Here is a 24178-nt window from a genome sequence, read left to right on the forward strand (position 1 = left end):
ATGATCTATGAAATCGCTTTGCTCCCCGTTCACAAAGAACGCATTGAACGTTTCAAACGTGCATTTGCCGATGTCGAACCGTTGCTCAAACGCGCAACGGGTTACGGCGGCCACATGCTTGCGCAAGGCATCGAAACGCCCCAGGTACTCAACCTTATCGTGCGCTGGCGCTCGCTCGAGGACCACAAGGGCTTCGAAGCGAGTGAAGACCATCAGGTGTTCATGGCAGGTTTAGAGGAATATTTTTCGGAAGAACCGACGGTCTATCACATCGAGGGGGGCAGCTTTGCGAACTGACTACATCCGGTGATGTTCCAGCAAGAAGTCCACGAACAACCGCACCCGCGCCGGCATTGCCGAACCCCCTGCGAACACCGCATGGATGGGTTCTCGGTCGCCTGGGTTCCAGGCTTCCAGCAGCGGTATCAGGTCACCGCGTTGCAGATCCTCGCTCACGGTGAATTCGCCGATACGCGCAATGCCGGCACCTACTCGCGCGAGTTGTGCCAATGCTTCACCACTGCTGCATTCGATGTTGCCGCTGACCTTCAGGGAAAACTCCCTGGCGTCGCGGATGAACGGCCAGTTGGGTTCGGCACGCCGGAAGTTGAAGCGCAGGCAGTTGTGCCGTAGCAGGTCTTCCGGTTCCTGGGGGATGCCGTGGCGCTGCAGATACTCGGGTGATGCCACCACGACCTGGCCGGTGTCGCCGATCCTTCGTGCGGTCAGCGGGCTGTCGGGCAAATGGCCAAAGCGTACCGCCACGTCGGCCTGGCCGCCGAGAATGTCGACCACTTCGTCGCCGAGGGTGAGGTCGACGACGATGTTCGGGTAGCGGGCGCTGAATGCTGCCACCAAGGGAACGATGGTCTGCCGCCCATGGCCGAGGGCGGCGCTCACCCGCAAACGGCCCCTGGGCACGCCCTGGTCGGCGATGGCTTCTTCGACCTCGTCCATGTCGGCCAGGATACGCCGGGCGCCGCGCAGGAAAGCCTCGCCCTCGGCGGTGAAGGTGATCGCTCGGGTGGTGCGCAACAACAGGCGAGTGCCAAGACGTTGTTCGGTACGCGCGATGATCCGACTGACCGCCGAGGGTGTCAGCCCCAATGCACGCGCGGCGGCGGACAGGCTGCCTTCCTGCGCCACGGTGGCGAACACACTCATTTCACCCGACCTGCCGTTGAAATCCATTTATGCCTCTTACGCAAAGGTGATTGCCAAAAATACTATCTACCGCCTGAAAAGACCGGATCGTAGCATTGGCGGCATAGATAAGGAGCCTTCCATGCGTATCAATCCACCACTTGTCGCACTCGCCATAGGTGCCTTTGGCATCGGCGTTACCGAGTTCGCCCCCATGGGCATGTTGCCGGGCATCGCTGCGGATCTCGGCGTTTCCATCCCTGCCGCCGGTTTGTTGGTCAGTGCCTACGCCCTGGGCGTACTGCTCGGCGCGCCACTGATGACCCTGACCACCGGCAGGATTCCCCGGCGCTACCTGCTGATCGGACTCATGGCGATTTTCACCCTGGGTAATCTGATGTCAGCCTTGGCCACCGATTACTACAGCCTCATGGTCGCCCGGGTAGTGACCTCGCTGAACCACGGTGCATTCTTTGGCGTTGGCTCCATCGTCGCCGCCAGCGTGGTCGCCCCAGAGAAACGTGCCGGGGCGGTTGCAGCCATGTTCATGGGCCTGACCCTGGCGACCATCGGCGGTGTGCCGCTGGCCACCTGGTTTGGCGAACTGTTCGGCTGGCGCACGGCATTCTGGGGTATTACCGGCCTCGGCGTGGCGACCATGATCGCGTTGTGGTTCGCCCTGCCCAACCTGCAGGCGCCGAAAGGCGTCGGTGTACTGGCCGAAATTCGGGTGCTGGGTCGTGGACCGGTGCTGGGGGCATTGGCCCTGACCGTAGTCGGTTCGGGTGCCATGTTTACCGTCTTCACCTACATTGCGCCGATCCTCAGCAGTGAGACCCATGCGTCCACCGCCTACATTACCGCCATGCTGGTGCTGTTCGGTGTGGGGTTGACGCTGGGCAACATGTGGGGCGGCAAGGCCGCCGACCGCTCGATAGATCGCACCCTGATCGTTTCGCTGAGCGTGCTGATTCTCGTCTTGCTGGCGTTCACCGTACTGATGCGTTGGCCGCTGCCGGCCGCCGTTGCCATCCTGATATGGGGTATTGCCAGCTTCGCCCTGGTGCCGCCGCTACAAATGCGCGTCATGGAAGCCGCCAAGGACGCGCCCAATCTGGCCTCGGCGGTGAACATCGGCGCCTTCAACCTCGGCAACGCCATTGGTGCGGCGCTGGGCGGAGCGGTGATCAATGCCGGGCTGGGTTATCCGGCGATTTCCCTGGCTGGAGCGGCAATGGCGGGTCTGGGGCTGTTGATGGTGTTGGCTTTTGCCTGGCGTTCCAGAACGATTGCAACTGCGGTGGTGTGACGATGAAGTGCGGGGGCTGTGAGTGACCATTGATCAGTGACGGCTAGCGCCCATCGCAGCCATTCGCAAATGCTCAACATGCTCCCCCCAATCTGCGAAACGGCCAGAAGCAGGGGGGGGCGTACAGAAAACAGGCTTGTCCCCCTTTAGCTGCGGGCCCCTTTAGCTGAAAGCAACTGGCGCTTGACTTAGAGCGCGCTCTAACCAATAGCCTCCTTGTTGCACCGCCAAAACGGCCAGGTCCGTTGCGCGGCTTAAACAAGGAGACAGGTCATGACATTAAAAAAACTGAGCGCTGTAACCGGGCTCGTGCTTTCAGCAATCGCAATTCCGGCGTCGGCAGCTGAACCGGATAGTCGACGAGTGAAAGGGGCCGAAACCCTGGAAAGAATCACCGGGACCGCCGGCAACAACGTGGTCAAATCGCTTAGCGATATCTCGCCCGAGCTGGGTGAATGGATAGTCGATTTCGCCTATGGTGATGTGTTTTCCAGACCTGGTGTTGCTCTGTGCACACGCGAGCTGGCAACCATCGCGGCCCTCACCGCATTGGGGAATGCGCAACCTCAGCTCAAAGTGCATATAGAAGGGGCGCTGAATGTGGGTTGCAAACCTGAGGAAATCGTTGAAATCATCATCCAGATGGCGGTGTATGCTGGTTTTCCAAGCGCGTTGAATGGCATCAGCGCAGCGCGGGAAGTGTTTGCCAAACGAGGCATCAAAATGGTTGCCGCATCTCCTGAGTGAGCTGGACGGGTGCATTACCGAACACTGATGGCCAAGGATTGTGCTTATGAACGCCTACCAGACGATTGACCAGGTCGCCAAGCGCACTGGCCTCACGGCCTATACCCTGCGCTACTACGAACGCATCGGCCTGTTGGCACCGGTCGCCCGTGCGGCCGGCGGGAAACGGCTTTATGCGCCGACTGATATGGCGTGGCTGGAGTTTCTGCTGCGTTTACGCACCACCCACATGACCATCGGCAAAATGCAAACATTCGCCAAGCTGCGCAGCGCCGGGGATTCAACGATTGCCGAACGCCGCCAGATGCTGGAGAGCCATTTACATGATGTACAGGCCGAAGTTGCTGCCATGCAAAAGGCCGTTGCTGCACTACAAGTCAAGATTGACCATTACCGTGCGCTTGAGGCTGGGAACAGTTGAGCCAACACCATGGTGTGAGCGCAACGGGCATGTTGAGACTATGCTGATAGCCACTTCATTAGCATTTGCGCGAGACACTCGATTGGGCCGCTAGAGGAAGCCTGACGACGATCTCCAATCTGCACACCGGTTTCTGCAATCAGATAGAACAGTCGATCCAGGCTGTCGGCGGGGCAGGTGGATGACTTTTGGTACATCCCAAGGACGTGGAGAGCAGTATGAGCACTAAACGGATCCACAAAGTCTTGTGGCGACTCGCCGGCTGCGTGACCGGGCTGGCGATGGTTGCTGCCAATCCAGCCCAAGCTGCCGACGGCGGCATCGCCGGCGGCCCTACCTCAAGCTATAGCATTGCTTTCAGTAACTCCTACGCTGGCAGTGATTTCCGCAAAGTGATGGTGCGCAACTGGCAGGAGGTTGCGGCCCAAGCACAAAAGGATGGCTTGATCCGCGAGGCTTCGGTGGTCAGCGCGAATAACTCGGCGGCGGAACAGGCGGCCCATATCCAGGACCTGATCGTCAAAGGCGTGAACGCCATCGTCATCCTGGCCGCGTCCGACACTGCCCTCAACGGGGTGATCCGCGATGCGTGCAACGCTGGCATCGTGGTGGTCGTCATGGCCAGCCTGGTCAGCGAAGGCTGCGTCTATACCGTGGATTACGACTGGTCCGCCATGGGCCGCGTGGAAATGGATTACATCGCCGAGCGCCTCAAGGGGAACGGCACGCTGCTGGAGATCCGCGGCATTGCCGGTGATGCCACCGACAAGAACATCAGCGACGGCATTCGCAAGGCCGCCAGCGACTATCCGGGCCTGAAATTCGCCAAGACCGTGTACGGGAACTGGACAGCGTCCGTCGCCCGCAAAGAGGTGGCGCTGGCCCTGCCGTCGCTGCCCAACATTGATGCCGTCGCAACTCAGGGAGGCGACGGTTATGGCGCGGCCATGGCGTTCAAGGCGGCGGGGCGCCCTTTGCCGATCATTGTGATGGGGAACCGTCAGGACGAACTTGCCCTGTGGAAACAGGAGCGCGATGCCAATGGCTACGAGACCGTCTCGGTCTCTGCCTCCCCAAGCGTCTCCCAGGTGGGGTTCTGGGTGGCCCAGCAGATTCTGGCGGGCAAGCAGGTGCCGAAGTTCGTCGAGGTGCCGCTGGTACGCATCGACGCGAAAGACCTGGACGCCTGGCTCGCCACTATGCCGGTGGGCGGCGCCGCCAATCCTTTCTACAGCCAGGCTTCCGTTGCGGCGATGATCGACGCGGCGGTCAACCATACGGCGCCGCCGGCGCCTTTGCCGGAGGTGACGAAGCAGTAGTGGTGGGCGGGGAGCGAGGAGGCGAGGCGACGTGCTGACATTCAGGCCCACTACGGACAGGCCTATTGCCGTCAGGATCGGGCTGGCGGTCGCCGCACTGGTGTTTCTGATGCTGACGGTATCGCTAGTGAACCTTTATGGCCTGCGAGGCATGGTTCGTTCGGTGGACTCGGCCAGCCATTCCGCAGAAATACTGGCCTCGGTCAACGGGGCCACCGAGCGGGTGGAAAACTTCATCGCCACCCGCGACCAGGAAAGCCTCTCCCAGGCCGAAGGCATGGTGGCGACGGCTATCGCTGGCCTTACCGCCATTGCCGTGGCAGAGGCGCAATCGCTCAAGGGTGGACTGGACAGGCTCGCCGCGGCGATCGCCGCTTTGCGGGCGGCGACCCTGACCATGGATGGCGAAACGGAGAACATGACAGCCCACTACGGCCGGATGCGAGAAGCGACGATCCTGGTCGAACAGGGCATTGCCGATGGGCTGAAGGGGCTTGACGCTCGCACCGCTGAGCACCAGGCGCAGGTGAGCAACATTGAAAGCGCCCATCGCATCCTGGATATCCTCCGCAACGGCGAAAGGATCATCATCGCCAATGTGGCCAAGATGCTGGTGACCGGTGATGGGGCGGCCGCGGCGCGCAACGCCTGCGCGGCACTCCCGCCCGTGGTCGGGCAATTGCGCGAGGTGATGGGGGAACCGCAGGAAAGAGAGACCCTGGACCAGTTGGCGACGGCAGTCGTTGCTACCTGCGTGACGGTAGAGCGCCTTGGCGAGGCGCCCAAGTTGCGGGGAGGCGAGGCGTTGCGGCAGCTCGCCGTCGTAGGCGATGTGGTCGAGCATCTCGAGGCCATGTTGAGTGAGGTGGATGGGCGCGTTGCGCATGACGCAAGCGACATTCAGGCAGCCACCGGTTTGCTGAACAATGCCGCCGCGTTGTCCAAGCGTTTCGCCGAGCGTGTAGCCACCCTTGAGGCGCAGACCTTGTCGTTTCGCCTCTCACCGTCAGCCGAGGTCGCCAGCTCTGTCGGCCACATCCTTGATGAACTCTCCCGTCTCGCTCGGGTTCTGCCTTCGTCCGGGGGACTGCAAGCCAAGGCTACGCCCCTGACGGTCAGCGAACAGATTGCCGGCTACCGGGCGGCATTCGCCAGGTTCCATCAGGCGAGCAACGCTTTGAGCGACGCGCGCGACCAGGTTCGCGACGAGGCACGCAGCGCCGGCCAGTTGGTTGCGCGCTTCGCGGGCCAAGCGCGTTCCGACGCCTTGGTCCACAATGATCGCGGCATGCTTGCAACGATAGTTGCCGGTACCATCGCCATCCTGCTAGCCGGCGCCATCGCCTGGAGCACGTCGCGATTTGTCGCACAGCCCATCGTGGCCCTGGCCTCGGTCATGCGCAGGCTTGCGGCCGGCGACCTGAACGCCGAGATCGCCAGCGCCGGACGCGGTGACGAGATTGGAATCATGACCCGCGCCGTACGGGTGTTCCAGGAGAATGCCCTGCGCATCCGGGTGCTGGAGGCTGAGGCCGAAGCCGAACGACAGCAAGTCCAGGCGTCCTTGGAGAGAATGGTCGCCGAACGGACCGACACACTGCACCAACAGACCGAGGTGCTGGAGGCACAGGCCGTCGAGCTCATTCTGGCGCGCAACCAGGCCGAGACGGCTAACCAGGCGAAGAGCGATTTCGTCGCCACGGTCAGCCACGAACTGCGCACCCCCCTGACCCTCATTCTCGCCCCCCTGGAGCAGCTCTCGGCAGCGACCATCCCGCCGGCGGACTGGCATGTGCAAATCGACCGCGCCCAACGCAATGCGCTGCGCTTGATGAACCGGGTGAACGACATCCTCGATTTTTCCAAAGCCGAAGCGGGCAAGTTCGAGTTGTGTGCCTCGCCAGTTGATTTGAACAAGATGGTGGGGGTGCTGGCCGAGGATGCCGCCATGGTGGCCGAGGGCAAAGGCTGCACCTTAACCAGCAGCATCGATCCTGCGCTCGGCACGGTGTTCCTGGACCCCCGACACTTCGAGAAGATTCTTCTCAACCTGGTGAGCAATGCCATCAAGTTCACGCCCGCTGGCGGCACCGTGCACCTGGCAGTGACGCTGATTGATGGCGAGCGTTTTGAACTCGCGGTGCAAGACTCGGGGATCGGCATTGCGCCTGACAAGCTGCCGTTGCTGTTCCAGCGTTTTTCCCAGATCGACAATTCCGCTACGCGCCACTACAGCGGTACAGGCATCGGTCTGGCCCTGGTCAAGGATCTGGCCGAACTGATGGGGGGCGAAGTCGGCGTCAACAGTGAGCCTGGACGGGGTTCGTGCTTCTTTGTTCGACTTCCGCTGGGGGCCGAGCCAAACACCGTGCCGACCGAAGCCAGCAATATGCAGGAGCGATTGTCATCGAGCACAACAAGCACTATTGAGCAGCGCCTCCTGCGTTTCGACGACGGCCACCAAGGCAGTCGCATCGACCAAGTCGCGACGCAAGGCGCGGGCGACGAGCAGCACCCGGAACACGCCTTGCGATCCAGAGTGCTGGTGGTCGACGACAGCCCGGAAATGCTCAGCTATCTCAGAGAACTTTTGCAAAACGATTACATCGTCGCCACCGCAGTTGATGGAGAGCAGGCCTGGGCACTCCTGCAGCGTCGCCCCATCGATGTCGTCGTTTCGGATGTCATGATGCCGAAACTCGATGGCTTTGGCCTGACCGCCAGAATCAAAGCCAGCGCCGGTTTTGCCCATTTACCGGTGATCCTGGTGACCGCCCGTGGCGGTAGCGAGGCCTGCGTCTCCGGGCTGGAGAGTGGCGCCGATGACTACATCGCCAAACCCTTCTCACCGCTGGAGCTCATGGCTCGCGTACGCGCGGCGCTACGCATGAGCCAAGTGCAAACCGAACTGCATGCAAAATCCCGTCAGGCGGGCATGGCCGAAATCGCTACGACTGTGCTGCACAACGTCGGCAACGTCCTCAACAGCGTGAACGTATCGGCAGAACTGGTCAGCAGCCTGATGCGCACCTCCAAAGCCCAAGGGCTGGGCAAGGTGGCTCAGATGATGAACGAACACGTCCATGACTTGAGCGATTTTCTCACCACAGACCACAAAGGAAAGTTGCTGCCCGGCTATCTGCTCAAGCTGGCGGAGGTGGTGGCGACAGAGCAACAGGGCATCATCGAAGAACTCGGTCAACTCACCAAGGGCATTGACCACATCAAGACCATTGTCGCTGCCCAGCAATCCTATGCCGTTGCCGTCAGTATCGTCGAGACAGTACCGGTCCCGGAATTGATCGATGATGCCTTGCGCATGAGTGCTGGATCACTGGCGCGTCAGGAGGTGACTGTGGTCAAGGACATTGCCGACTTGCCCTTGCTGTCGCTGGACCGGCATCGGGTGCTGCTGATTCTGGTGAACCTGATCCGCAATGCCAAGCAAGCAATGAACGGCGTGACCGATCGCCGCCCGTGCATCACGTTCAGCGCCTTCCTGGCTGACGGGCCAGCGTTGCGTATCAAGGTGACCGACAACGGCAATGGGATCGCGCCGGAGCACCTGGCGCGGCTCTTTTCCCATGGCTTCACTACTCGCAAAGATGGTCACGGTTTCGGCCTGCACAGCTGCGCGCTGGCCGCGCAGGAAATGGGGGGCAGCTTGACCGTGCACAGCGACGGGGTTGGACAGGGGGCAACCTTCATCCTCGATATTCCCCTTGATGGTCCGCAGACGCAGGGATGAGCACCAGATGTCAGGAAATCATTTGGAAGCGAGTCCCAGGTACACCCAGTACAGCAGGGCAGTTGCGTCGATGGCAGTTCCTGACATGCAAACGGCTATCCAGCCAAATCGCCAGGTATGTGACTTAATTACAATATGGTCACAAGTTGTCATCCGCCTCCGAGGTCAGTAAGCTGATTGCATGAACCAGCCAAACTCCCCCAGCGTCCGTGGCCCCGTTGACCATGACATCCGAGACCAAATTGTCGCGGCGGCCAACGAACATTTCAGTCAATACGGTTACGGCAAGACCACGGTGTCCGACCTGGCCAAGGCCATTGGGTTTTCCAAGGCGTACATCTACAAGTTTTTTGATTCCAAGCAGGCCATTGGCGAAGCCATTTGCAAAAATTGTCTGGCGCAAATCGTTGCCGCCGTGGAGCAGGCCATCAAGGTGGAAGGCCTCTCACCCACGGAGCGCTTTAGACGCATGGTCAAAACACTGATGGTCACGGGCGCGGACCTGTTCTTCAACGACCGCAAGCTCTACGACATCGCCGCGTTCTCGGCCTCGGAGCGTTGGCCAAGTTCGCAGGTTTATAATGCCCAGATCAAAGACTTTGTTCTGCAGATCGTACGGGAGGGTCGAGAACTCGGTGAGTTCGAGCGCAGGACGCCACTGGACGAGACGGTAGACGCGATACATCTGGCGCTCCAGCCTTTCGTCAATCCGTTGCTGTTGCAGTACAACCTCGATCGCATCGAGGATGCCCCAACGCTCACCTCCAATCTTATCCTGCGTAGCCTCATGCCCTGAGTTCAGGCTGAGGGCTGCATTGCCGTTGCAACCTATCCCCGCGTGGGTCCCCTGTGATTTCACCTTCTGAGTGAAGGTATTCATTTTCCTGGATTGTGACTGTTGACACAAATGGTCACTTGAATAAGTATGGCGAATCAGTTCTCAAGAGATCGCCATGATCCAGCGCCGCCGCAGACCTGCGCTTTTCTTCAGGTCAGGTCTTCACCGATCCCATCCACCCGTTTCGATTGGGAGAGGGCGACGCCTGCGTGCTGCTTGGTGGGGATCACGACCGGTCAGTTCAGGGGAGCGTTGATATGACCAGCTTTGCCCAGATGCTGCAGCAATTCGATCCACACTCACCTTTTGTAGCCCCACCCAACTGGCTACAGGGACGCACGGTCTTTGGCGGCCTGTCTGCGGCGCTGTCGCTGCAAGCGGTTTTGCGTGAGTGTCCGACAGATTTTCCGCCGTTCAGGTCAGCCCAGGTGTCGTTCATTGGTCCTGTCACACAGGCTCAGACATTCCAGGCCAGCGTGTTGCGTCAAGGGCGGTCAGTTACCTCGGTAGCGGTCGACTGTATGTCGGGCGATGACTTGGCGCTGCGCACCACGCTGTTATTCGCTCAGCCGCGCGCGAGCAAAATCAGCCACAACTCCTGGGGAAGACCGCTTGTAGAGGGGCCATCCAAATACCCCACGCTGGTTCTGGATAGCAACGTCGCGCCGGCTTGCGCCCATAACTTCGAGATGCGCGCGGCGGGCGGTTCATTGCCAGTATCTGGCGCAGAAAATCCCGAACTGTTGATGTGGGTGCGGCACCTGGATGCACAGGGCGTGGACCCGGCCGTCGCCTTGGTTGCGCTCGCTGACAGTTTGCCGCCGGCCGCCATGACCTGCTTCACCGAACCCGCCGCCATCAGCTCTGCGTCCTGGATGATTGATCTACCGCAGCCGGCCGTTGCTGGTGAATGGTTTCTTATCAGTTCTTTCAGCCAGCAGGCGCTGGAAGGTTACTCATTGCAAGATATGGAAATCTGGGACGAAAGCGGTCGACGAGTGCTTTGGGCGCGCCAGACCGTGGCAATTTTCACATAACACAACACCCGCTCCATTCACCTCAGCTACTGCTTTTAAGAGTTTTAATAATGAAAAAAATATGGCTCAAGACCCCGCTGGGTCTCGCTGTTGCGCTCGCAACTTCTCATGTGCTGGCGAGCGGTTTCGCGCTCAATGAGCAAAGCATCAGTGGGATGGGATCCGGGTTTGCCGGTCGCTCGTCTTCTGTTGAAGATGCGAGCACCGTTTTTGGCAATCCGGCGGGCATGTCTCGCTTGAAGAGGGAGCAGGTCAGTCTGGGGGCGGCGACGCTGTTCGCCAAGTCCGACATCAGCCAGACTCGCAGCACCTTCGGTGGCCAGCAGGACGGCGATATGGTGCCAGCGACCACGGTGCCGATGGGTTACTACGTCAATCCCATTGATGAGCACTGGGCGTTCGGTGTTGGTTTTTATGTTCCTTTCGGCCTGATTACCGACTATGGCAGCGGTTTCGCCGGGCGTTATTACGCCAACAAAAGCGAGGTCACGACCCTCACGTTCCAGCCCACTATCAGCTATGCCTTTAACGACAAAGTGTCGATCGGGTTCGGTCCTACCATCAACCGTATCAGCGGTGAGTTGTCCGGGATGGTGCCCAATCCACTCAGTCCTGGGCGCAATGATGGAAAACTCAAAAGCACCGGCGACGACACGGCCCTGGGTTTCAACGCGGGGATCCTGGTGCAGGCTACCGACCGAACCCGAGTGGGTCTGACGTACCACTCCAAAGTCAGTTACCACTTGGACGCCAAGACCAAGGTTACTGGTGGAGTCTTCAGCTTGCTGGGCGTCAGCGGCCAGAGCTATGACGCTTCGCTGGATGTGGATACACCGGAGTCGGTGGACTTCTCGGTGACTCATCAGCTCAACGATGACTGGACGCTTTATGCGGGGAGCACCTGGACACGCTGGAGTCGCTTCAAGGAACTGGTCATCCAGAACTCGGGTTTGCCTCCTTTGCTCAGTGGCTCGCTGAGCATCGTTGCCGAAGAGCAGAACTGGCATGACACGTGGGCCCACGCCATCGGTACGGCGTACCGGTTGAACAACCAGTGGGTGCTTCGCGCAGGCCTGTCGGTCGACCAGTCGCCCACCAACAACACCGACCGCGGGCCACGTATTCCTACGGGCGACCGGACGGTGATCAGCTTCGGTGCAGGCTGGACGCCGGTGGACGATGTCACGATCGACGTTGCCTATTCTTATCTGTGGGAAGAGAGCGTGCAGGTCAATCACACCTCAGCGACCCGGGGCGCCTACAGCTCCACGTATAAGAACAGTGCCAGCGGCCTCGGTGCTTCTGTCAGCTATCGCTTCTGATTGATTGCCGCTTTACGATAAAGAAAAGGCCGGGAGCATAGGTTGCCTCCGGCCTTTTTGTACGCATTTCTTTCCCTTCGGGAAGGCCTCCACATCGCCCACTCAGACGCCCATGACGTGCGCCATGATGCCTTGGTGAAACCGGCGAGGCGTGGCCCAGGTCAAGACCGTAATCGCTTTGTTGCCAAAGCCTGGCACGACACTCATGCGTCCGGCTTGCAGCGCACGGATCCCCGCAGCGACAACGGGCTGGGGCTGCATCATCACCATTTTCAGGGCCGGTGTGAGCTTTTGCCTGGCGCTTTGTGCAAATCCGGTGTCCGACATCCCGGGGCAAAGTGCGGTTACCACGACGCCGTCGTTTTTGAGTTCACGATGAAGCGCGTCAGAGAAGCGAAGCACATAGGCCTTCGCGGCAGAGTAAACGGCGAAATTCTTCACGCCCTGGAAGGCCAGCAGGCTGGCAACCATCAGGATATGTCCGCGTTTTCGGGCCCGCATGTCAGTCGCGAAGAGGCGCGTCAGGGCTGTCAGGCTGGCGATGTCCAAATCGATCATGGCTAGGGATTGTTCTACGGATTGATCCAGAAAGGGCCCCTGCAAGCCATGCCCGGCATTGTTGATGAGCACATCGATCACGACACCACGCTCGCTCAGTCGCTGGTACAGTTCGATGATTGCCGAAATCGAGGACAGGTCGACTTGTTCGACGAGCACCTCAACGCCGAAGCGTTCGTGCAACTGCGCCGACAGCGCTTGGAGTTTATCCAATCGGCGTGCTACCAGAACCAGTGATTTCCCTTGGGCTGCATATTGCCGGGCAAACTCCTCGCCAAATCCGCTCGATGCGCCCGTGATGAGCACCCAAGAGTTATCGTTCGTTTTCATATCGCTGTTCTCTGCTGGTTTTAGCTTAAGGAGGAGGGCGCGCAGGTGGTGCCACGTCACCTGGTTACGTCATCGACTTGCCACAGGGTCGGCGTGGGAAGGCTGCCAGCCACCGCCCAGTGCCCTGAACGCCGCAACCGCCGCTCGTGCCGATTCGGTTCGCGCTTGCGCTCGGGCATCGGAAGCCCGCAGCAGTGTTTCGTCGGCTTGCAGGACGTCGATGAGGCTAGCGGTGCCTTTCTCATAGGCAATGAACGAGGATTGACGGGCCTGAGTCAGGGCCGTCTCTGCTGCGGTGAGGGTGGTCGCCTGGGCTTCGCGATTGACCAACGAGGAGAACGCGTTCTCGACATCCTCGCTGGCACGCAGCGCGGACTGGCGATAAGCGGCCAGGGCCTCGGCTTCCTGTCCCTTGGCTTGATCGATTTGCGCGTTGATACGGCCAAAATCGAAGAGCCTCCAGCGCAGTCCCAATACACCCGCCGACTGGCTGGCGCCCCCGGTGAAAAGGTTGCCGGCGGATACAGCGGAGGCGCTACCGAGCAACGCACTGAGGGAGAATTTTGGATAGTACTCAGCAACGGCCTCTGCGATGCGTGCATTGGAGGCCGCTAGACGGCGCTCGGCCACGATGAGATCGGGCCGGCGGCGCAGCAGATCGGCAGGCGTTCCCATAGCGGTTATTTGGGGGGGCAGAGGAATGCTCCGCGCATTGGCCAGTTGTGTGCGATGCGTGCCGGGCGGCGTGCCGAGCATGATATCCAGTGCGTTCATCGCAGCATCCAGGCCAATTTGCAGGACCGGCACTGTTGCTTGGACCTGTGCCAAGGCGCCTTCGGTCTGGCGAACCTGATAGCTGGCGGCGAGGCCCTTGCTGTAGAGCAGTTGGACCTTCTCCAGCAGTTCCTGCTGCGTTTTGACCTGTTGGTTGGCAATGCCCAAACGGGTCTGCAATCCGCGAACAGTGATGTAGATGTCGGCGGTCTGTGCAGCGACGGCCAGGCGGATGGCTGTGGCGCCCGCTGCGGATGCCTGGTATTCGGCCAGGGCGGCCTCGCGTGACCGTCGCAGGCTGCCAAACAAATCGACCTCCCAACTGGCCCCGAGGTTGAGTTCGTAAGCGCTTCCATACCGATCATAGCCAGGCGTTGAACTCAGCACTTGGCCGAGTGGGGTTTCGACTGACTGATAGGCGCGCGCAGCCTGGCCGCTGATATTGCCCGAGGGCAGCAAAGCAGCATTGGCCGCACCCAGGCCGGCCCGCGCCTGCGCGACGCGCGCCGAGGCCTGCGCCAGGTCCAGGTTCTGTTCAAGTGCCTTGGCGACGAATTCGGTCAGCGCTGGGTCATCAAAGCCTTCCCACCAAGCTACGAGACTGGCCGGCATCGTCGCGGACCGCTGTTCGACAGAGGGTTGACCGAGGAAACGGTCCGATAGCGCAGTGTCCGGACGGTGATAGTCCGGACCCACCGCGCAGCCTGCCATCAAGCTGGCACTCAGTATCAGAGCAGCGGGGTGCAGTGGCGACATGGAGATTCCTGAAGTGGAGATTGATTTGTGACCATATTATATATTGGTCACTTCCTGTCAATGGACGCCTCATAAGTGGTTGCTATCTGTGGGGACTCAGGTCGCAGTAGTGTCGAGAGAGCTGCGATACAGACTTTGGTCATGATAGTTGTGACCATTGACAGTATTGGTCACGCGCCAGAGAATGTGACACCTGTTTCTATTCTTCAAGTAGGGAATCTATGCGCCGGCTTCGACCTGTCACCCTTGCCGCTTGCTTGTTGCCTCTCGTCCTGACGGCGTGTGGCGACTCTTCCACCCTCCAAGATCCGCGCACGCTCGCTCCTTTGGTGAGGGTCTCTGAAGTTCAGGATTTGTCCGGCCTCTGGCGTTCATTCACCGGAGTCGTGGCGGCTCGCGTCCAGAGTGACCTGGGTTTCCGAGTGTCGGGCAAGGTACTTGAGCGGCTGGTCGATACCGGTCAGACCGTTAAGCGGGGGCAGCCGCTCATGCGTCTGGACCCCATCGACTTAGGCTTGCAAGCACGCGCGCAGCAAGAAGCTGTCACCGCCGCCAAAGCCCGAGCCAAACAGACCGCCGATGACGAGGCCCGTTATCGCGAACTGGTCGCCGCGGGTGCCATTTCCGCGTCCGGCTACGACCAGATCAAAGCCGCCGCCGATACCGCGAAGGCACAACTCAGCGCCGCGCAAGCTCAGGCTGACGTGGCCCGGAATGCGTCGGGCTATGCTGTACTGCTGGCGGACGCCGATGGCGTTGTCATGGAGACGCTCGTCGAACCCGGGCAAGTGGTCAGCCCTGGGCAGCCAGTGGTTCGACTGGCACGGGCCGGTCAGCGCGAAGCCATCGTGCAATTGCCTGAGACATTGCGTCCGGCCACAGGGTCCTCCGCGCAGGCGACGCTTTACGGCAACACCTCGGCTGCTGTCACTGCCAAGTTGAGGCTGCTGTCGGATTCGGCTGACCCTGTGACACGCACCTTTGAGGCGCGGTATGTATTGGCGGGCGGGCTGGCCAATGCGCCGCTGGGTTCGACCGTGACCCTTCGGATCGCCGAAGACGCCGCGCAAGGGCCGGTCCTGCAAGTTCCGATCGCAGCCCTTTATGACCCGGGCAAGGGAACCGGTGTGTGGGTCATCGCCGGGGAACCGGCGAAAGTCAGCTGGCGGCCTGTTCAGGTCCTGGGCTTGAGCGACGACGCTGCTCGAGTTGCAGGTGAGCTCAAGGTTGGCGAGCGCATTGTCGCGTTGGGCGCCCATCTACTGCGTGATGGCGAGGAAGTGCGGCTGAGCCAACAGGATGACGTGAAGGTTGCCGGGGGCCGTCAATGAGCCTCAATTTATCGGCACTCGCCGTTCGCGAGCGCTCCATTACCGTCTTCCTGATCTTCCTGATTGCCGTCGCGGGTACCTTGGCGTTCTTCCAGTTGGGGCGTGCCGAGGACCCGCCGTTTACGGTCAAGCAATTGACCGTCATCACTGCCTGGCCGGGCGCGACCGCCCAGGAGATGCAGGACCAAGTCGCCGAGCCGCTGGAAAAGCGCCTGCAAGAACTGAAATGGTACGACCGCTCGGAAACCTACACCCGTCCAGGTCTGGCTTTCACCATGGTCTCACTGGTTGATCGCACGCCGCCCTCGCAAGTGCAGGAGGAGTTCTATCAGGCGCGCAAGAAACTCGACGATGAGGCCACTCGGCTGCCGGCGGGCGTCATCGGGCCGATGGTCAATGACGAGTATTCGGACGTGACCTTCGCGCTGTTCGCCCTGAAGGCCAAAGGCGAGCCGCAGCGCCTGCTGGTGCGAGATGCCGAAGCGTTGCGCCAGCGCCTGTTGCACGTGGCGGGCGTGAAGAAGGTCAACATCATCGGTGAGCAGCCCGAGCGAATCTTTGTGTCGTTCTCTCATGATCGACTGGCCACCTTGGGCGTCTCGCCCCAGGATATCTTCGCCGCGCTGAACAGCCAGAATCTGCTCACGCCTGCTGGCTCTATCGAAACCCAAGGGCCGCAAGTCGTCCTGCGGGTGGACGGTGCCTTCGATAAATTGGCGAAAATTCGCGATACACCGCTTACGATCCAGGGGCGCACGCTGAAGCTCTCGGACGTCGCGACAGTCGAGCGCGGATATGAAGATCCGGCCACTTTCCTGGTTCGCAATAACGGCGAAGAGGCGCTGCTGCTGGGGATCATCATGCGCGAGGGCTGGAACGGCCTGGACCTGGGCAAGGCACTGGACGCCGAGACGACCAAGATCAATGAAGGCATGCCACTGGGCATGACGCTGACCAAGGTCACCGATCAAGCCGTGAACATTGACTCGGCCGTCGGTGAGTTCATGGTCAAATTTTTTGTCGCGCTGCTGGTGGTCATGCTCGTTTGCTTTCTCAGCATGGGCTGGCGTGTAGGCGTTGTGGTCGCAGCCGCCGTACCGTTGACATTGGCGATCGTGTTTGTGGTGATGGCGGCCACCGGCAAGAACTTCGACCGGATCACCCTGGGGTCGCTGATCCTGGCGCTCGGGCTGTTGGTGGACGACGCGATCATCGCGATCGAAATGATGGTGGTAAAAATGGAGGAGGGCTACGACCGGATCAAAGCGTCCGCGTATGCCTGGAGCCACACCGCTGCGCCGATGCTGTCCGGTACGCTGGTGACGGCGATTGGCTTCATGCCCAACGGCTTTGCGCAATCGACCGCCGGCGAATACACCAGCAACATGTTCTGGATCGTCGGCATCGCCCTGATCGCCTCCTGGGTCGTCGCGGTGGCTTTTACCCCTTATCTTGGGGTGAAGCTATTGCCGGACATCAAACCGGTCGAGGGCGGTCACGCGGCGATCTACAACACGCGTCATTACAATCGTTTTCGCCAGGTCCTGACTCGCGTCATCGCGCGCAAATGGTGGGTGGCCGGCACCGTGGTCGCGACATTTGTCGTGGCGATGCTCGGCATGGGTCTGGTCAAGAAGCAATTCTTCCCGACCTCAGACCGTCCCGAGGTGATGGTCGAGGTGCAGATGCCCTATGGAACCTCCATCGAGCAGACCAGCGCCGCCACGGCCAAGGTCGAGGCCTGGTTGCAAAAGCAGGATGAGGCGAAAATCATCACCGCCTATATCGGTCAAGGTGCGCCGCGCTTCTACCTGGCGATGGCGCCGGAGCTCCCTGACCCATCCTTCGCCAAGATTGTGGTGCTGACGAGCAGCCAGGAAGCCCGTGAAACCCTCAAGTTCCGTCTTCGCGAAGCGGTCGCCGAAGGGCTCGCCCCGCAGGCGCGGGTGCGGGTGACTCAACTGGTGTTTGGTCCGTATTCGCCATTCCCCGTGGCCTACCGGGTCATGGGCCCCGATCCGTCAACGTTGCGCGAGATCGCCGGTCGGGTACAGGACGTCATGCAGGCGAGCCCGATGATGCGGACCGTCAATACCGACTGGGGACCACTGACGCCGACGCTGCATTTCAGCCTGGATCAAGATCGCTTGCAGGCGGTGGGTCTGACCTCGAATGCCGTCGCCCAGCAGTTGCAGTTCCTGCTCACGGGGGTGCCGATTACGGCGGTTCGCGAGGACATCCGTTCGGTGCAGGTGGTTGGTCGCGCCGCGGGTGATATTCGACTCGATCCCGCCAAGATAGAAGGTTTTACCCTGGTGGGCGCGGCGGGACAGCGTATCCCGCTGTCCCAGGTCGGCGAGGTGGATGTGCGCATGGAGGACCCGATCCTGCGGCGGCGTGATCGCACGCCAACCATTACCGTGCGCGGCGACATTGCCGAAGGCTTGCAGCCACCGGACGTCTCGAGCGCAATCCTCAAACAACTGCAGCCGCTCATGGACACCCTTCCTGACGGGTACCGGATCGAGCAGGCGGGGGCCATCGAGGAGTCGGGCAAGGCCGGCCAGGCGATCGTTCCGCTGCTGCCGATCATGGTTGCCCTGACGTTGCTGATCATCATCCTCCAGGTACGCTCGGTCTCGGCGATGGTCATGGTGTTCTTCACCGCGCCGCTGGGATTGATTGGCGTGGTGCCGACCTTGCTGATCTTCCAGCAGCCGTTTGGTATCAACGCCCTGGTCGGCCTGATCGCACTGTCGGGCATTTTGATGCGCAATACGCTGATTTTGATTGGGCAAATCCACCACAACGCGCAAGAAGGGCTGGACCCGTTCCACGCGGTGATCGAGGCCACCGTGCAACGGGCCCGGCCGGTGCTGCTGACGGCGCTGGCGGCCATCCTGGCATTCATCCCCCTGACGCATTCCGTCTTCTGGGGGACGCTGGCCTACACGCTGATCGGAGGGACCTTCGTCGGCACCATCATGACGCTGGTGTTTCTGCCGGCGATGTATTCCATCTGGTTCAAGATCCATCCTGACAAACAGGTCCAAACTGAAACAGCGAGGCTGGCGTAAGCCAGCAAACGCCTGCTGTTGTCAGTGGATGTCGACTGAGAAATGAAGAGGTTTTTATGATGACTGCCGAAGGTCAAAAGCGAATCGTCGTCACAGGCATGGGCATTGTCAGCCCCCTGGGTTGTGCAGTGGAAGAAGTCTGGCAGAGGTTGCTGGCAGGACGTTCCGGTATTCGTAACCTGTCTGGCGATATCACCGAAGGTACCGGCGTTGCGGTGGGCGGCCAGGTGCCGTCTCTGCAAGAGGATGCCGTTGCGGGGTATGACCCCGAGCGCTTTATCTCGGTCAAGGATCGCAAGAAGATGGACCGTTTCATCGAGTTCGCCCTGGTCGCTGCCGATGAAGCCCTGGCGCAGGCAGGCTGGCATCCGACGCAAGCCTCAGACCAGGAACGCACTGCGACGATCATTTCATCGGGCGTCGGTGGCTTTGGCGCAATTGCTGACGCTGTACGCACTACCGATGCACGTGGGCCGCGCCGCTTGTCGCCATTCACCGCGCCGGCCTTTCTCGCCAACATGGCGGCCGGACACGTTTCCATCCGGCATGCGCTCAAGGGGCCTCTCGGTGCGCCTGTAACGGCTTGTGCCGCCGGGGTGCAAGCCATTGGCGATGCGGCCAGGCTCATCAGAAGCGGTGAGGCGGATATCGCCATATGTGGCGGTACCGAAGCGGCGATAGACCGTGTGACCCTGGGCTGTTTTGCCGCCGCCCGCGCGCTGTCCACGGGCTTTGCCGAACGCCCTCAGGAGGCCTCGCGTCCCTTTGATCGTGACCGTGACGGTTTTGTCATGGCCGAAGGGGCCGGGCTGCTGGTGATCGAGTCGCTGGAGCATGCCTTGGCTCGAGGTGCCAAGCCCCTGGCCGAACTGGTCGGCTATGGCACCAGCGCCGATGCCTATCACCTGACGGCGGGCCCGGAAGACGGCAGCGGCGCAGGGCGTGCCATGCAGCAGGCTCTGCGCCAGGCGGGGGTCAGCCCCACCGACGTGCAGCATATCAATGCCCACGCGACCTCCACACAGGTGGGCGACAACGGGGAGTTGGCAGCGATTCGCTCGGTGTTCGGGACTGACTCCGGCGTGGCTATCACCTCGACCAAGTCCGCCACCGGGCACCTTTTGGGGGCGGCGGGGGGCATTGAAGCGATCTTCACAGTGCTCGCGCTGCGTGATCAAGTCGTACCGCCGACGCTGAACCTGCTTCACCCCGACGAGGCCGCAGAGGGGCTTGATCTGGTCGCCCTCAATGCCCGGAAGATGCCGATCACCCATGCGCTCTCGAATGGATTCGGGTTCGGCGGCGTTAACGCCAGCGTCCTGTTTCGCTGCTGGGATACTAAAGACTAACTAAGCGATACCGGCTCCGGCCGCTTCGGCTTGTATATCAAAGGATTTGACCCTCATCACCACAGGTCTTTGGCCTGTGGCATTTTCCGCCGACGAGGTGGACATATCAAACGACGATTAAATATTTTATTGACTAAAATATTTTATAGGGGTAATTGTTTTCCTGCATCTGCTTCCACGCAGAGTCATTTCCAGGATCACATAGATGAGCCAGAACGCCGTCCCCTTACTCGTCAGGCTTTACGTAGAGGTCAATGAATCTTCACTTGTCGAGCCGGTCGTTCCGCGCTTGATGCAAGGGTTTCCCGCTGCGCCGGAGCAGCGTGTGACTTGGGAAAACTGGATGCGCCCGCCCTTCAACCGCTGGGGGTTTCGCCATCTGTCTCAGTTGCGCCCATCCATTGAAGTGCAGGCTGGGCGGGGCCCATGCGACCCCTTGGCCGAAGCGCCCCAGGCGCTGGATGAGCTGCATTTTGACAGCGTTTGCGGCCTGAGCATTAGCGTGCTTGATCATCTGAGGGCCAGTCACACTGATGGCTTTCTGGTGATGCGAGGTGATCAGGTGCTGTTCGAGCGTTATTTCAACGGTCAGCGTCCTGACGATCGCCACATCATGTTTTCGGTGACCAAGTCGCTGATCGGCGTGCTGGGCGAACAGTTGATCAGCGATGCCGTGCTCGACCCGGCGCGCCAGGTCAGCAGCTACGTGCCCGAACTGGCAGGCAGCGCCTTCGGTGATGCGAGCGTGCGTCAGCTGTTCGACATGGCTGTGGCGGTCGACTACAGCGAGGTCTATGACGACCCGGCGTCCGAGAGTTCGCAATACGGTTATGCCTGCGGTTTCAACCCGGCGCCAAGCCAATACAGCGAATTCGAATCCCTTTACCAATACCTGCCGTCGTTGCGAAAGCGAGGTGAGCACGGTGGGTTTTTCCATTACGTGACCGCCACCACCGAGGCCCTGGCCTGGGTGATGGAATGTGCCTCGGGCAGGTCCTGCGCGCAATTGTTGCAAGCGGTCTGGAGCCGGCTGGGTTGTGAGCGCGACGGCTATTTCATGGCCGACCCCTGGGGGCGCAGCGTGGCGGGTGCCGGCTTCAGCGCCACCCTTCGTGACATGGCACGCTTTGGTCGTTTGCTGGCCAATGACGGCCGGCACGCAGGTTCGCAACTGTTGTCCAGCGAGGCCATCGGGCGTATCGCCAGTGGCGCGTCTCCGGCGATCTATGCGGCTAACCCCGAGTTTTCGGCGTGGACGCCCGGCGCGTCCTACCGCAGCCAGTGGTACGTGTTCAACGACCACAGTCAGGCCCTGATGGCGGGTGGCATCCATGGCCAATACCTGTTCATCGACAAGCCTTCCAAAGTGGTGATCGTCAAGCAGTCGTCGCTGCCGGAGGCGGTCGGCCCGTTCGATGCCGACAGCGTGCGCATGCTGCGCGCCATTGCTGCGCATCTGACGCGCTGACGCCACTTCCAACAATAACGATCCAGCGTCTGGATTCCACCTGGCTTGCCCAGGTGTTGGCGGCGTGCTGTGCCGTCTGCAACTGCCCTGTAACAACAATAACTACACAGGAGCTTCACGATGTATTTCACGATGCGTTCTACCCGCGCGCTGGCGGCGGTCTGTCTGCCCCTGAGCGCCCAGGTTGCCCTGGCGGGCTACGCCTTCGAGGACGGCGACCTCAAGGGCGAGCTCAACCTCACCGCTGGCGGTGCGACCATCACCACGCGCAACGTCAACTTCGGCAGTGGCCGGGTCGACCAGCGCAACGGCCGCAATGACGGCAGCCGTATCGGTTGGCAGGAGTTTTACGTTAAACCCGGCATCAAGTTCGATTACGCCCTGACCCCGGACGTCAACCTGCTCGGCGGCGCGTCGGTGGTGGCCGCCACCACCTTCGGTGATGGCGACGCGGGTGGTTTTACCCGAAGCTCCGATGGCCAGGTGGCCAGCGAGGAGATGTTTGCCGGCGTGCAGGTCGGCGAGTGGAAGCTTACCGCCGGGCGCCAGAACTATATGGTCGGCACCGGTTTCATCGTTATGGATGGCAACCTCGACCAGTTCAACGACGGCGCCTACTGGCTCGGTCCGCGTACAGCTTTCAAGGATTCGGCCATCCTGGCCTGGGAGCAGGGTGCGCTGAAAAGTCAGGTCTTCAGTTTACGCACCGACGACGACCTGGGTGACTTTCGCATGACCGGGTTCAATCTCGACTACAACCTCGACGATCAAGTCACCCTCGGCGCGATGGCGCTCAAGGTCAACGCCCTCGGCCCGCGCGGCAGCACGCTGCCACGACGGCGCGACGGCATGCAGGTCTACAACCTGCGCGCGCTCAATACCAAGGTGCCGGGTGTCGCAGCCTTGACCCTGAACGCCGAATACGCTGTGGAGCGCGGCAGTGGTGAGGGCGTCGACTATGCGGCCAACGCCTGGTACGCCCAGGCCGACTATGCCTTTGGCGACGTGCCGCTGACGCCGATCCTCGGTTACCGCTACGCGAGCTTTTCCGGCGACGACAACCCAGGTGACAATCGGCAAAAGGCCTGGGACCCGTTGAGTAAAGGCTTCATCGACTGGAGTACCTGGCTGGTCGGCGACGTGGTCGGCAACTACCTGTTGTTCAACAGCAACGAAAACGTCCAGCAGTTCTCGCTCAAGACGCACCTGAGCCAAACCCTGACCCTGGGCGCGATCCACTATCAGTTCTGGCTCGACGAGAAAAACTACATGGGTGCTGCAGTCAGTGACCGGCGCTTTGCCGATGAAAGCGTGGTATTTCTCGACTGGACCCCAACGCCGTCCTTCTACACCTCACTGTCGTACAACTGGGTCAAACCCCTGGCGGCGGCCAAGCAAATCTTCGGCAATGACCGGAACTTCGATGCCCTGGAACTCTACTTCACCTACCGTTATTGAGCGCCGCGAGCCATCGCGGCCGCGTAGGAGTGTTTGAGCATGAACAAGTCTTTGCGTAGTACCTTGTCGGGCGTCGTCATCACTTGGCTGTGTAGCGGCTGGTGCTTGGCCGAAGAGCGCACGGTGCGCATCTATAACTGGATCGAGTACCTGCCAGCCGAAGTCCTCAAGAACTTCGAGCAAGAGACCGGCATTCGTCCGATCTATGATGTGTTTGACAGTGTCGAAACCCTGCAATCCAAGTTATTGACCGGCAACTCCGGCTACGATGTGGTGTTTCCCAGCAGCTCTAACATCAGCCATCTGATCGCCGCCGGCGCCATCGAACCGTTGGACCGCAGCCAGTTGCCCAACTGGCAACACCTCGATACGCAGTTCATGACCTCCCTGGAGGCGGTGGGCGACCCCGGCAATCGTTACGCTGTGCCGTATCTGTGGGGCACTACGCTGATCGGCTACAACGTCGACAAGGTCCAGAAGATCTTTGGCGCGGATGTGCAGATGAACACCTGGGACATGATCTTCAAGGAAGAGAACCTGAAAAAAATGGCCGGCTGCGGCGTCGGCTTCCTCGACGCAGGCAACGAGATCCTGCCCATCGCCTTGCACTACCTGGGCCTGGACCCTAACAGCCAGAAACGTGAGGACTACGCCCAGGCGCAGCAGTTGATGCTGAAAATCCGCCCCGATATCACCTACTTCAACTCCTCGCGATACGGCATGGACCTGGCTAACGATGAGGTCTGCGTGGCGGTAGGCTGGTCTGGCGGCGTGGCCTTGGCCAAGCGGTTGGCGGACGCGACAGGCAAGGGCGTCAAGGTCGCCATGGCATTGCCCAAGGAGGGGGCACCAATGTGGTCGGATGTGATGGTGGTGCCGATCAATGCGCCGCATGCAGACGAGGCTCACGCGTTTATCAACTACATCCTTCGCCCGGAAGTGATCGCCATGATCAGCAACCGGATCGGCTACCCGAACCCCAACAAGGATTCGACGCAATTGGTCAATGCCGAGATTCGCAACGATCCCAACATGTACATTCCTGAAGAGGCGCGCAAAACCCTGTTCCCGCTGCAGCCGATGCCGGCGGCGATGGAGCGTATCCGCACCCGTGTCTGGACCACCATCAAGACCAACCGCTGAACAGCGCGGCGGCGTGGCTATGGTTGCGTCGCCGCAATTAGCCGATCCTG

The 24178-nt window shown here is 60.7% G+C and carries 17 protein-coding genes and 3 pseudogenes; 17 read left to right on the top strand and 3 right to left on the bottom strand.

The genetic code is table 11. The features are described 5' to 3' along the window. Window positions 1–297, top strand: a complete 297-nt coding sequence (locus BMY45_RS07655) for an antibiotic biosynthesis monooxygenase family protein (RefSeq protein WP_092396253.1) — start codon at window positions 1–3, stop codon at window positions 295–297. On the opposite strand, the gene BMY45_RS07660 is transcribed toward BMY45_RS07655, so the two are convergent. Beyond that, entirely contained in the window at window positions 298–1191 is an 894-nt protein-coding gene (locus tag BMY45_RS07660) for a LysR family transcriptional regulator (RefSeq protein ID WP_092396255.1), read from the bottom strand. Window positions 1192–1285: 94 nt separating this feature from the next. On the opposite strand from BMY45_RS07660, the gene BMY45_RS07665 reads away from it, so the two are divergent. The 10 genes and pseudogenes from BMY45_RS07665 to BMY45_RS07700 all read left to right on the top strand — a co-directional run bounded on the left by BMY45_RS07665 (window position 1286) and on the right by BMY45_RS07700 (window position 11884). Next, the gene (locus tag BMY45_RS07665) at window positions 1286–2452 is read left to right on the top strand and encodes an MFS transporter (RefSeq protein ID WP_092396257.1); all 1167 of its coding nucleotides are present in this window, start codon (window positions 1286–1288) and stop codon (window positions 2450–2452) included. A 273-nt stretch (window positions 2453–2725) separates the two neighbouring features. Next, window positions 2726–3199, top strand: coding sequence for a carboxymuconolactone decarboxylase family protein (locus tag BMY45_RS07670; protein ID WP_092396259.1), 474 nt, complete (start codon window positions 2726–2728; stop codon window positions 3197–3199). A gap of 46 nt (window positions 3200–3245) precedes the next feature. Beyond that, window positions 3246–3620: a MerR family transcriptional regulator gene (locus BMY45_RS07675; RefSeq protein WP_092396261.1), complete on the top strand. Its 375-nt coding sequence runs from the start codon at window positions 3246–3248 to the stop codon at window positions 3618–3620. Between the two features lie 218 nt (window positions 3621–3838). Then, window positions 3839–4939: an ABC transporter substrate-binding protein gene (locus BMY45_RS07680; RefSeq protein WP_092396263.1), complete on the top strand. Its 1101-nt coding sequence runs from the start codon at window positions 3839–3841 to the stop codon at window positions 4937–4939. 1288 nt (window positions 4940–6227) lie between these two features. Further along, a pseudogene (locus BMY45_RS28590) lies at window positions 6228–7277 on the top strand (sensor histidine kinase); the annotation flags it as partial. Window positions 7278–7490: 213 nt separating this feature from the next. Next, window positions 7491–7826, top strand: a pseudogene (locus BMY45_RS28595) (response regulator transcription factor); the annotation flags it as partial. Between the two features lie 519 nt (window positions 7827–8345). Further along, a pseudogene (locus BMY45_RS28600) lies at window positions 8346–8687 on the top strand (ATP-binding protein); the annotation flags it as partial. Window positions 8688–8868: 181 nt separating this feature from the next. Further along, the gene (locus tag BMY45_RS07690) at window positions 8869–9483 is read left to right on the top strand and encodes a TetR/AcrR family transcriptional regulator (RefSeq protein WP_092396267.1); all 615 of its coding nucleotides are present in this window, start codon (window positions 8869–8871) and stop codon (window positions 9481–9483) included. 299 nt (window positions 9484–9782) lie between these two features. Beyond that, window positions 9783–10562 carry a thioesterase family protein gene (locus BMY45_RS07695; protein WP_092396269.1) on the top strand — a complete coding sequence of 260 codons (780 nt, stop codon included), beginning with the start codon at window positions 9783–9785 and terminating at the stop codon, window positions 10560–10562. Window positions 10563–10612: 50 nt separating this feature from the next. Then, window positions 10613–11884, top strand: a complete 1272-nt coding sequence (locus BMY45_RS07700) for an OmpP1/FadL family transporter (RefSeq protein WP_092396271.1) — start codon at window positions 10613–10615, stop codon at window positions 11882–11884. A gap of 102 nt (window positions 11885–11986) precedes the next feature. Here BMY45_RS07700 and BMY45_RS07705 read toward each other — a convergent pair whose 3' ends face one another. Beyond that, window positions 11987–12772 (bottom strand): SDR family NAD(P)-dependent oxidoreductase, encoded by a 786-nt coding sequence (locus BMY45_RS07705; protein ID WP_092396273.1) that lies wholly within the window; start codon window positions 12770–12772, stop codon window positions 11987–11989. 69 nt (window positions 12773–12841) lie between these two features. Next, entirely contained in the window at window positions 12842–14302 is a 1461-nt protein-coding gene (locus tag BMY45_RS07710) for an efflux transporter outer membrane subunit (protein ID WP_092396275.1), read from the bottom strand. A 221-nt stretch (window positions 14303–14523) separates the two neighbouring features. On the opposite strand from BMY45_RS07710, the gene BMY45_RS07715 reads away from it, so the two are divergent. The 6 genes from BMY45_RS07715 (at window position 14524) to BMY45_RS07740 (ending at window position 24128) form a co-directional block, all read left to right on the top strand. Continuing rightward, a complete protein-coding gene (locus BMY45_RS07715) occupies window positions 14524–15633 on the top strand; it encodes an efflux RND transporter periplasmic adaptor subunit (RefSeq protein ID WP_092396277.1) in 1110 nt (369 codons plus the stop codon). Next, window positions 15630–18710, top strand: coding sequence for an efflux RND transporter permease subunit (locus BMY45_RS07720; protein ID WP_092396279.1), 3081 nt, complete (start codon window positions 15630–15632; stop codon window positions 18708–18710). The genes BMY45_RS07715 and BMY45_RS07720 overlap by 4 nt, the downstream gene beginning before the upstream one ends. 56 nt (window positions 18711–18766) lie before the next feature. Further along, window positions 18767–20059, top strand: coding sequence for a beta-ketoacyl-ACP synthase II (gene fabF, locus BMY45_RS07725; RefSeq protein ID WP_092396281.1), 1293 nt, complete (start codon window positions 18767–18769; stop codon window positions 20057–20059). A 205-nt stretch (window positions 20060–20264) separates the two neighbouring features. Continuing rightward, window positions 20265–21527: a serine hydrolase domain-containing protein gene (locus BMY45_RS07730; RefSeq protein WP_092396283.1), complete on the top strand. Its 1263-nt coding sequence runs from the start codon at window positions 20265–20267 to the stop codon at window positions 21525–21527. Window positions 21528–21647: 120 nt separating this feature from the next. Further along, on the top strand, window positions 21648–22985 hold the full coding sequence (locus BMY45_RS07735; RefSeq protein WP_092396285.1) for an alginate export family protein: 1338 nt from the start codon (window positions 21648–21650) through the stop codon (window positions 22983–22985). Between the two features lie 39 nt (window positions 22986–23024). Next, on the top strand, window positions 23025–24128 hold the full coding sequence (locus BMY45_RS07740; RefSeq protein WP_092396287.1) for a polyamine ABC transporter substrate-binding protein: 1104 nt from the start codon (window positions 23025–23027) through the stop codon (window positions 24126–24128). The last annotated feature ends 50 nt before the right edge of the window (window positions 24129–24178 follow it).

This window comes from Pseudomonas sp. NFACC39-1, assembly GCF_900110355.1.
In the GTDB taxonomy this organism is placed as follows: domain Bacteria; phylum Pseudomonadota; class Gammaproteobacteria; order Pseudomonadales; family Pseudomonadaceae; genus Aquipseudomonas; species Aquipseudomonas tehranensis.

Excerpts from the sequence above, each read along its gene's own strand:
- BMY45_RS07715 (WP_092396277.1), top strand. The coding sequence starts at position 14,524 with ATGCGCCGGCTTCGACCTGTCACCCTTGCCGCTTGCTTGTTGCCTCTC.
- BMY45_RS07705 (WP_092396273.1), bottom strand. The coding sequence starts at position 12,772 with ATGAAAACGAACGATAACTCTTGGGTGCTCATCACGGGCGCATCGAGC.
- BMY45_RS07665 (WP_092396257.1), top strand. The coding sequence starts at position 1,286 with ATGCGTATCAATCCACCACTTGTCGCACTCGCCATAGGTGCCTTTGGC.
- BMY45_RS07660 (WP_092396255.1), bottom strand. The coding sequence starts at position 1,191 with ATGGATTTCAACGGCAGGTCGGGTGAAATGAGTGTGTTCGCCACCGTG.
- BMY45_RS07675 (WP_092396261.1), top strand. The coding sequence starts at position 3,246 with ATGAACGCCTACCAGACGATTGACCAGGTCGCCAAGCGCACTGGCCTC.
- BMY45_RS07710 (WP_092396275.1), bottom strand. The coding sequence starts at position 14,302 with ATGTCGCCACTGCACCCCGCTGCTCTGATACTGAGTGCCAGCTTGATG.
- BMY45_RS07655 (WP_092396253.1), top strand. The coding sequence starts at position 1 with ATGATCTATGAAATCGCTTTGCTCCCCGTTCACAAAGAACGCATTGAA.
- BMY45_RS07730 (WP_092396283.1), top strand. The coding sequence starts at position 20,265 with ATGAGCCAGAACGCCGTCCCCTTACTCGTCAGGCTTTACGTAGAGGTC.
- BMY45_RS07695 (WP_092396269.1), top strand. The coding sequence starts at position 9,783 with ATGACCAGCTTTGCCCAGATGCTGCAGCAATTCGATCCACACTCACCT.
- BMY45_RS07735 (WP_092396285.1), top strand. The coding sequence starts at position 21,648 with ATGTATTTCACGATGCGTTCTACCCGCGCGCTGGCGGCGGTCTGTCTG.
- BMY45_RS07680 (WP_092396263.1), top strand. The coding sequence starts at position 3,839 with ATGAGCACTAAACGGATCCACAAAGTCTTGTGGCGACTCGCCGGCTGC.
- BMY45_RS07690 (WP_092396267.1), top strand. The coding sequence starts at position 8,869 with ATGAACCAGCCAAACTCCCCCAGCGTCCGTGGCCCCGTTGACCATGAC.
- BMY45_RS07740 (WP_092396287.1), top strand. The coding sequence starts at position 23,025 with ATGAACAAGTCTTTGCGTAGTACCTTGTCGGGCGTCGTCATCACTTGG.
- BMY45_RS07700 (WP_092396271.1), top strand. The coding sequence starts at position 10,613 with ATGAAAAAAATATGGCTCAAGACCCCGCTGGGTCTCGCTGTTGCGCTC.
- fabF (WP_092396281.1), top strand. The coding sequence starts at position 18,767 with ATGATGACTGCCGAAGGTCAAAAGCGAATCGTCGTCACAGGCATGGGC.
- BMY45_RS07720 (WP_092396279.1), top strand. The coding sequence starts at position 15,630 with ATGAGCCTCAATTTATCGGCACTCGCCGTTCGCGAGCGCTCCATTACC.
- BMY45_RS07670 (WP_092396259.1), top strand. The coding sequence starts at position 2,726 with ATGACATTAAAAAAACTGAGCGCTGTAACCGGGCTCGTGCTTTCAGCA.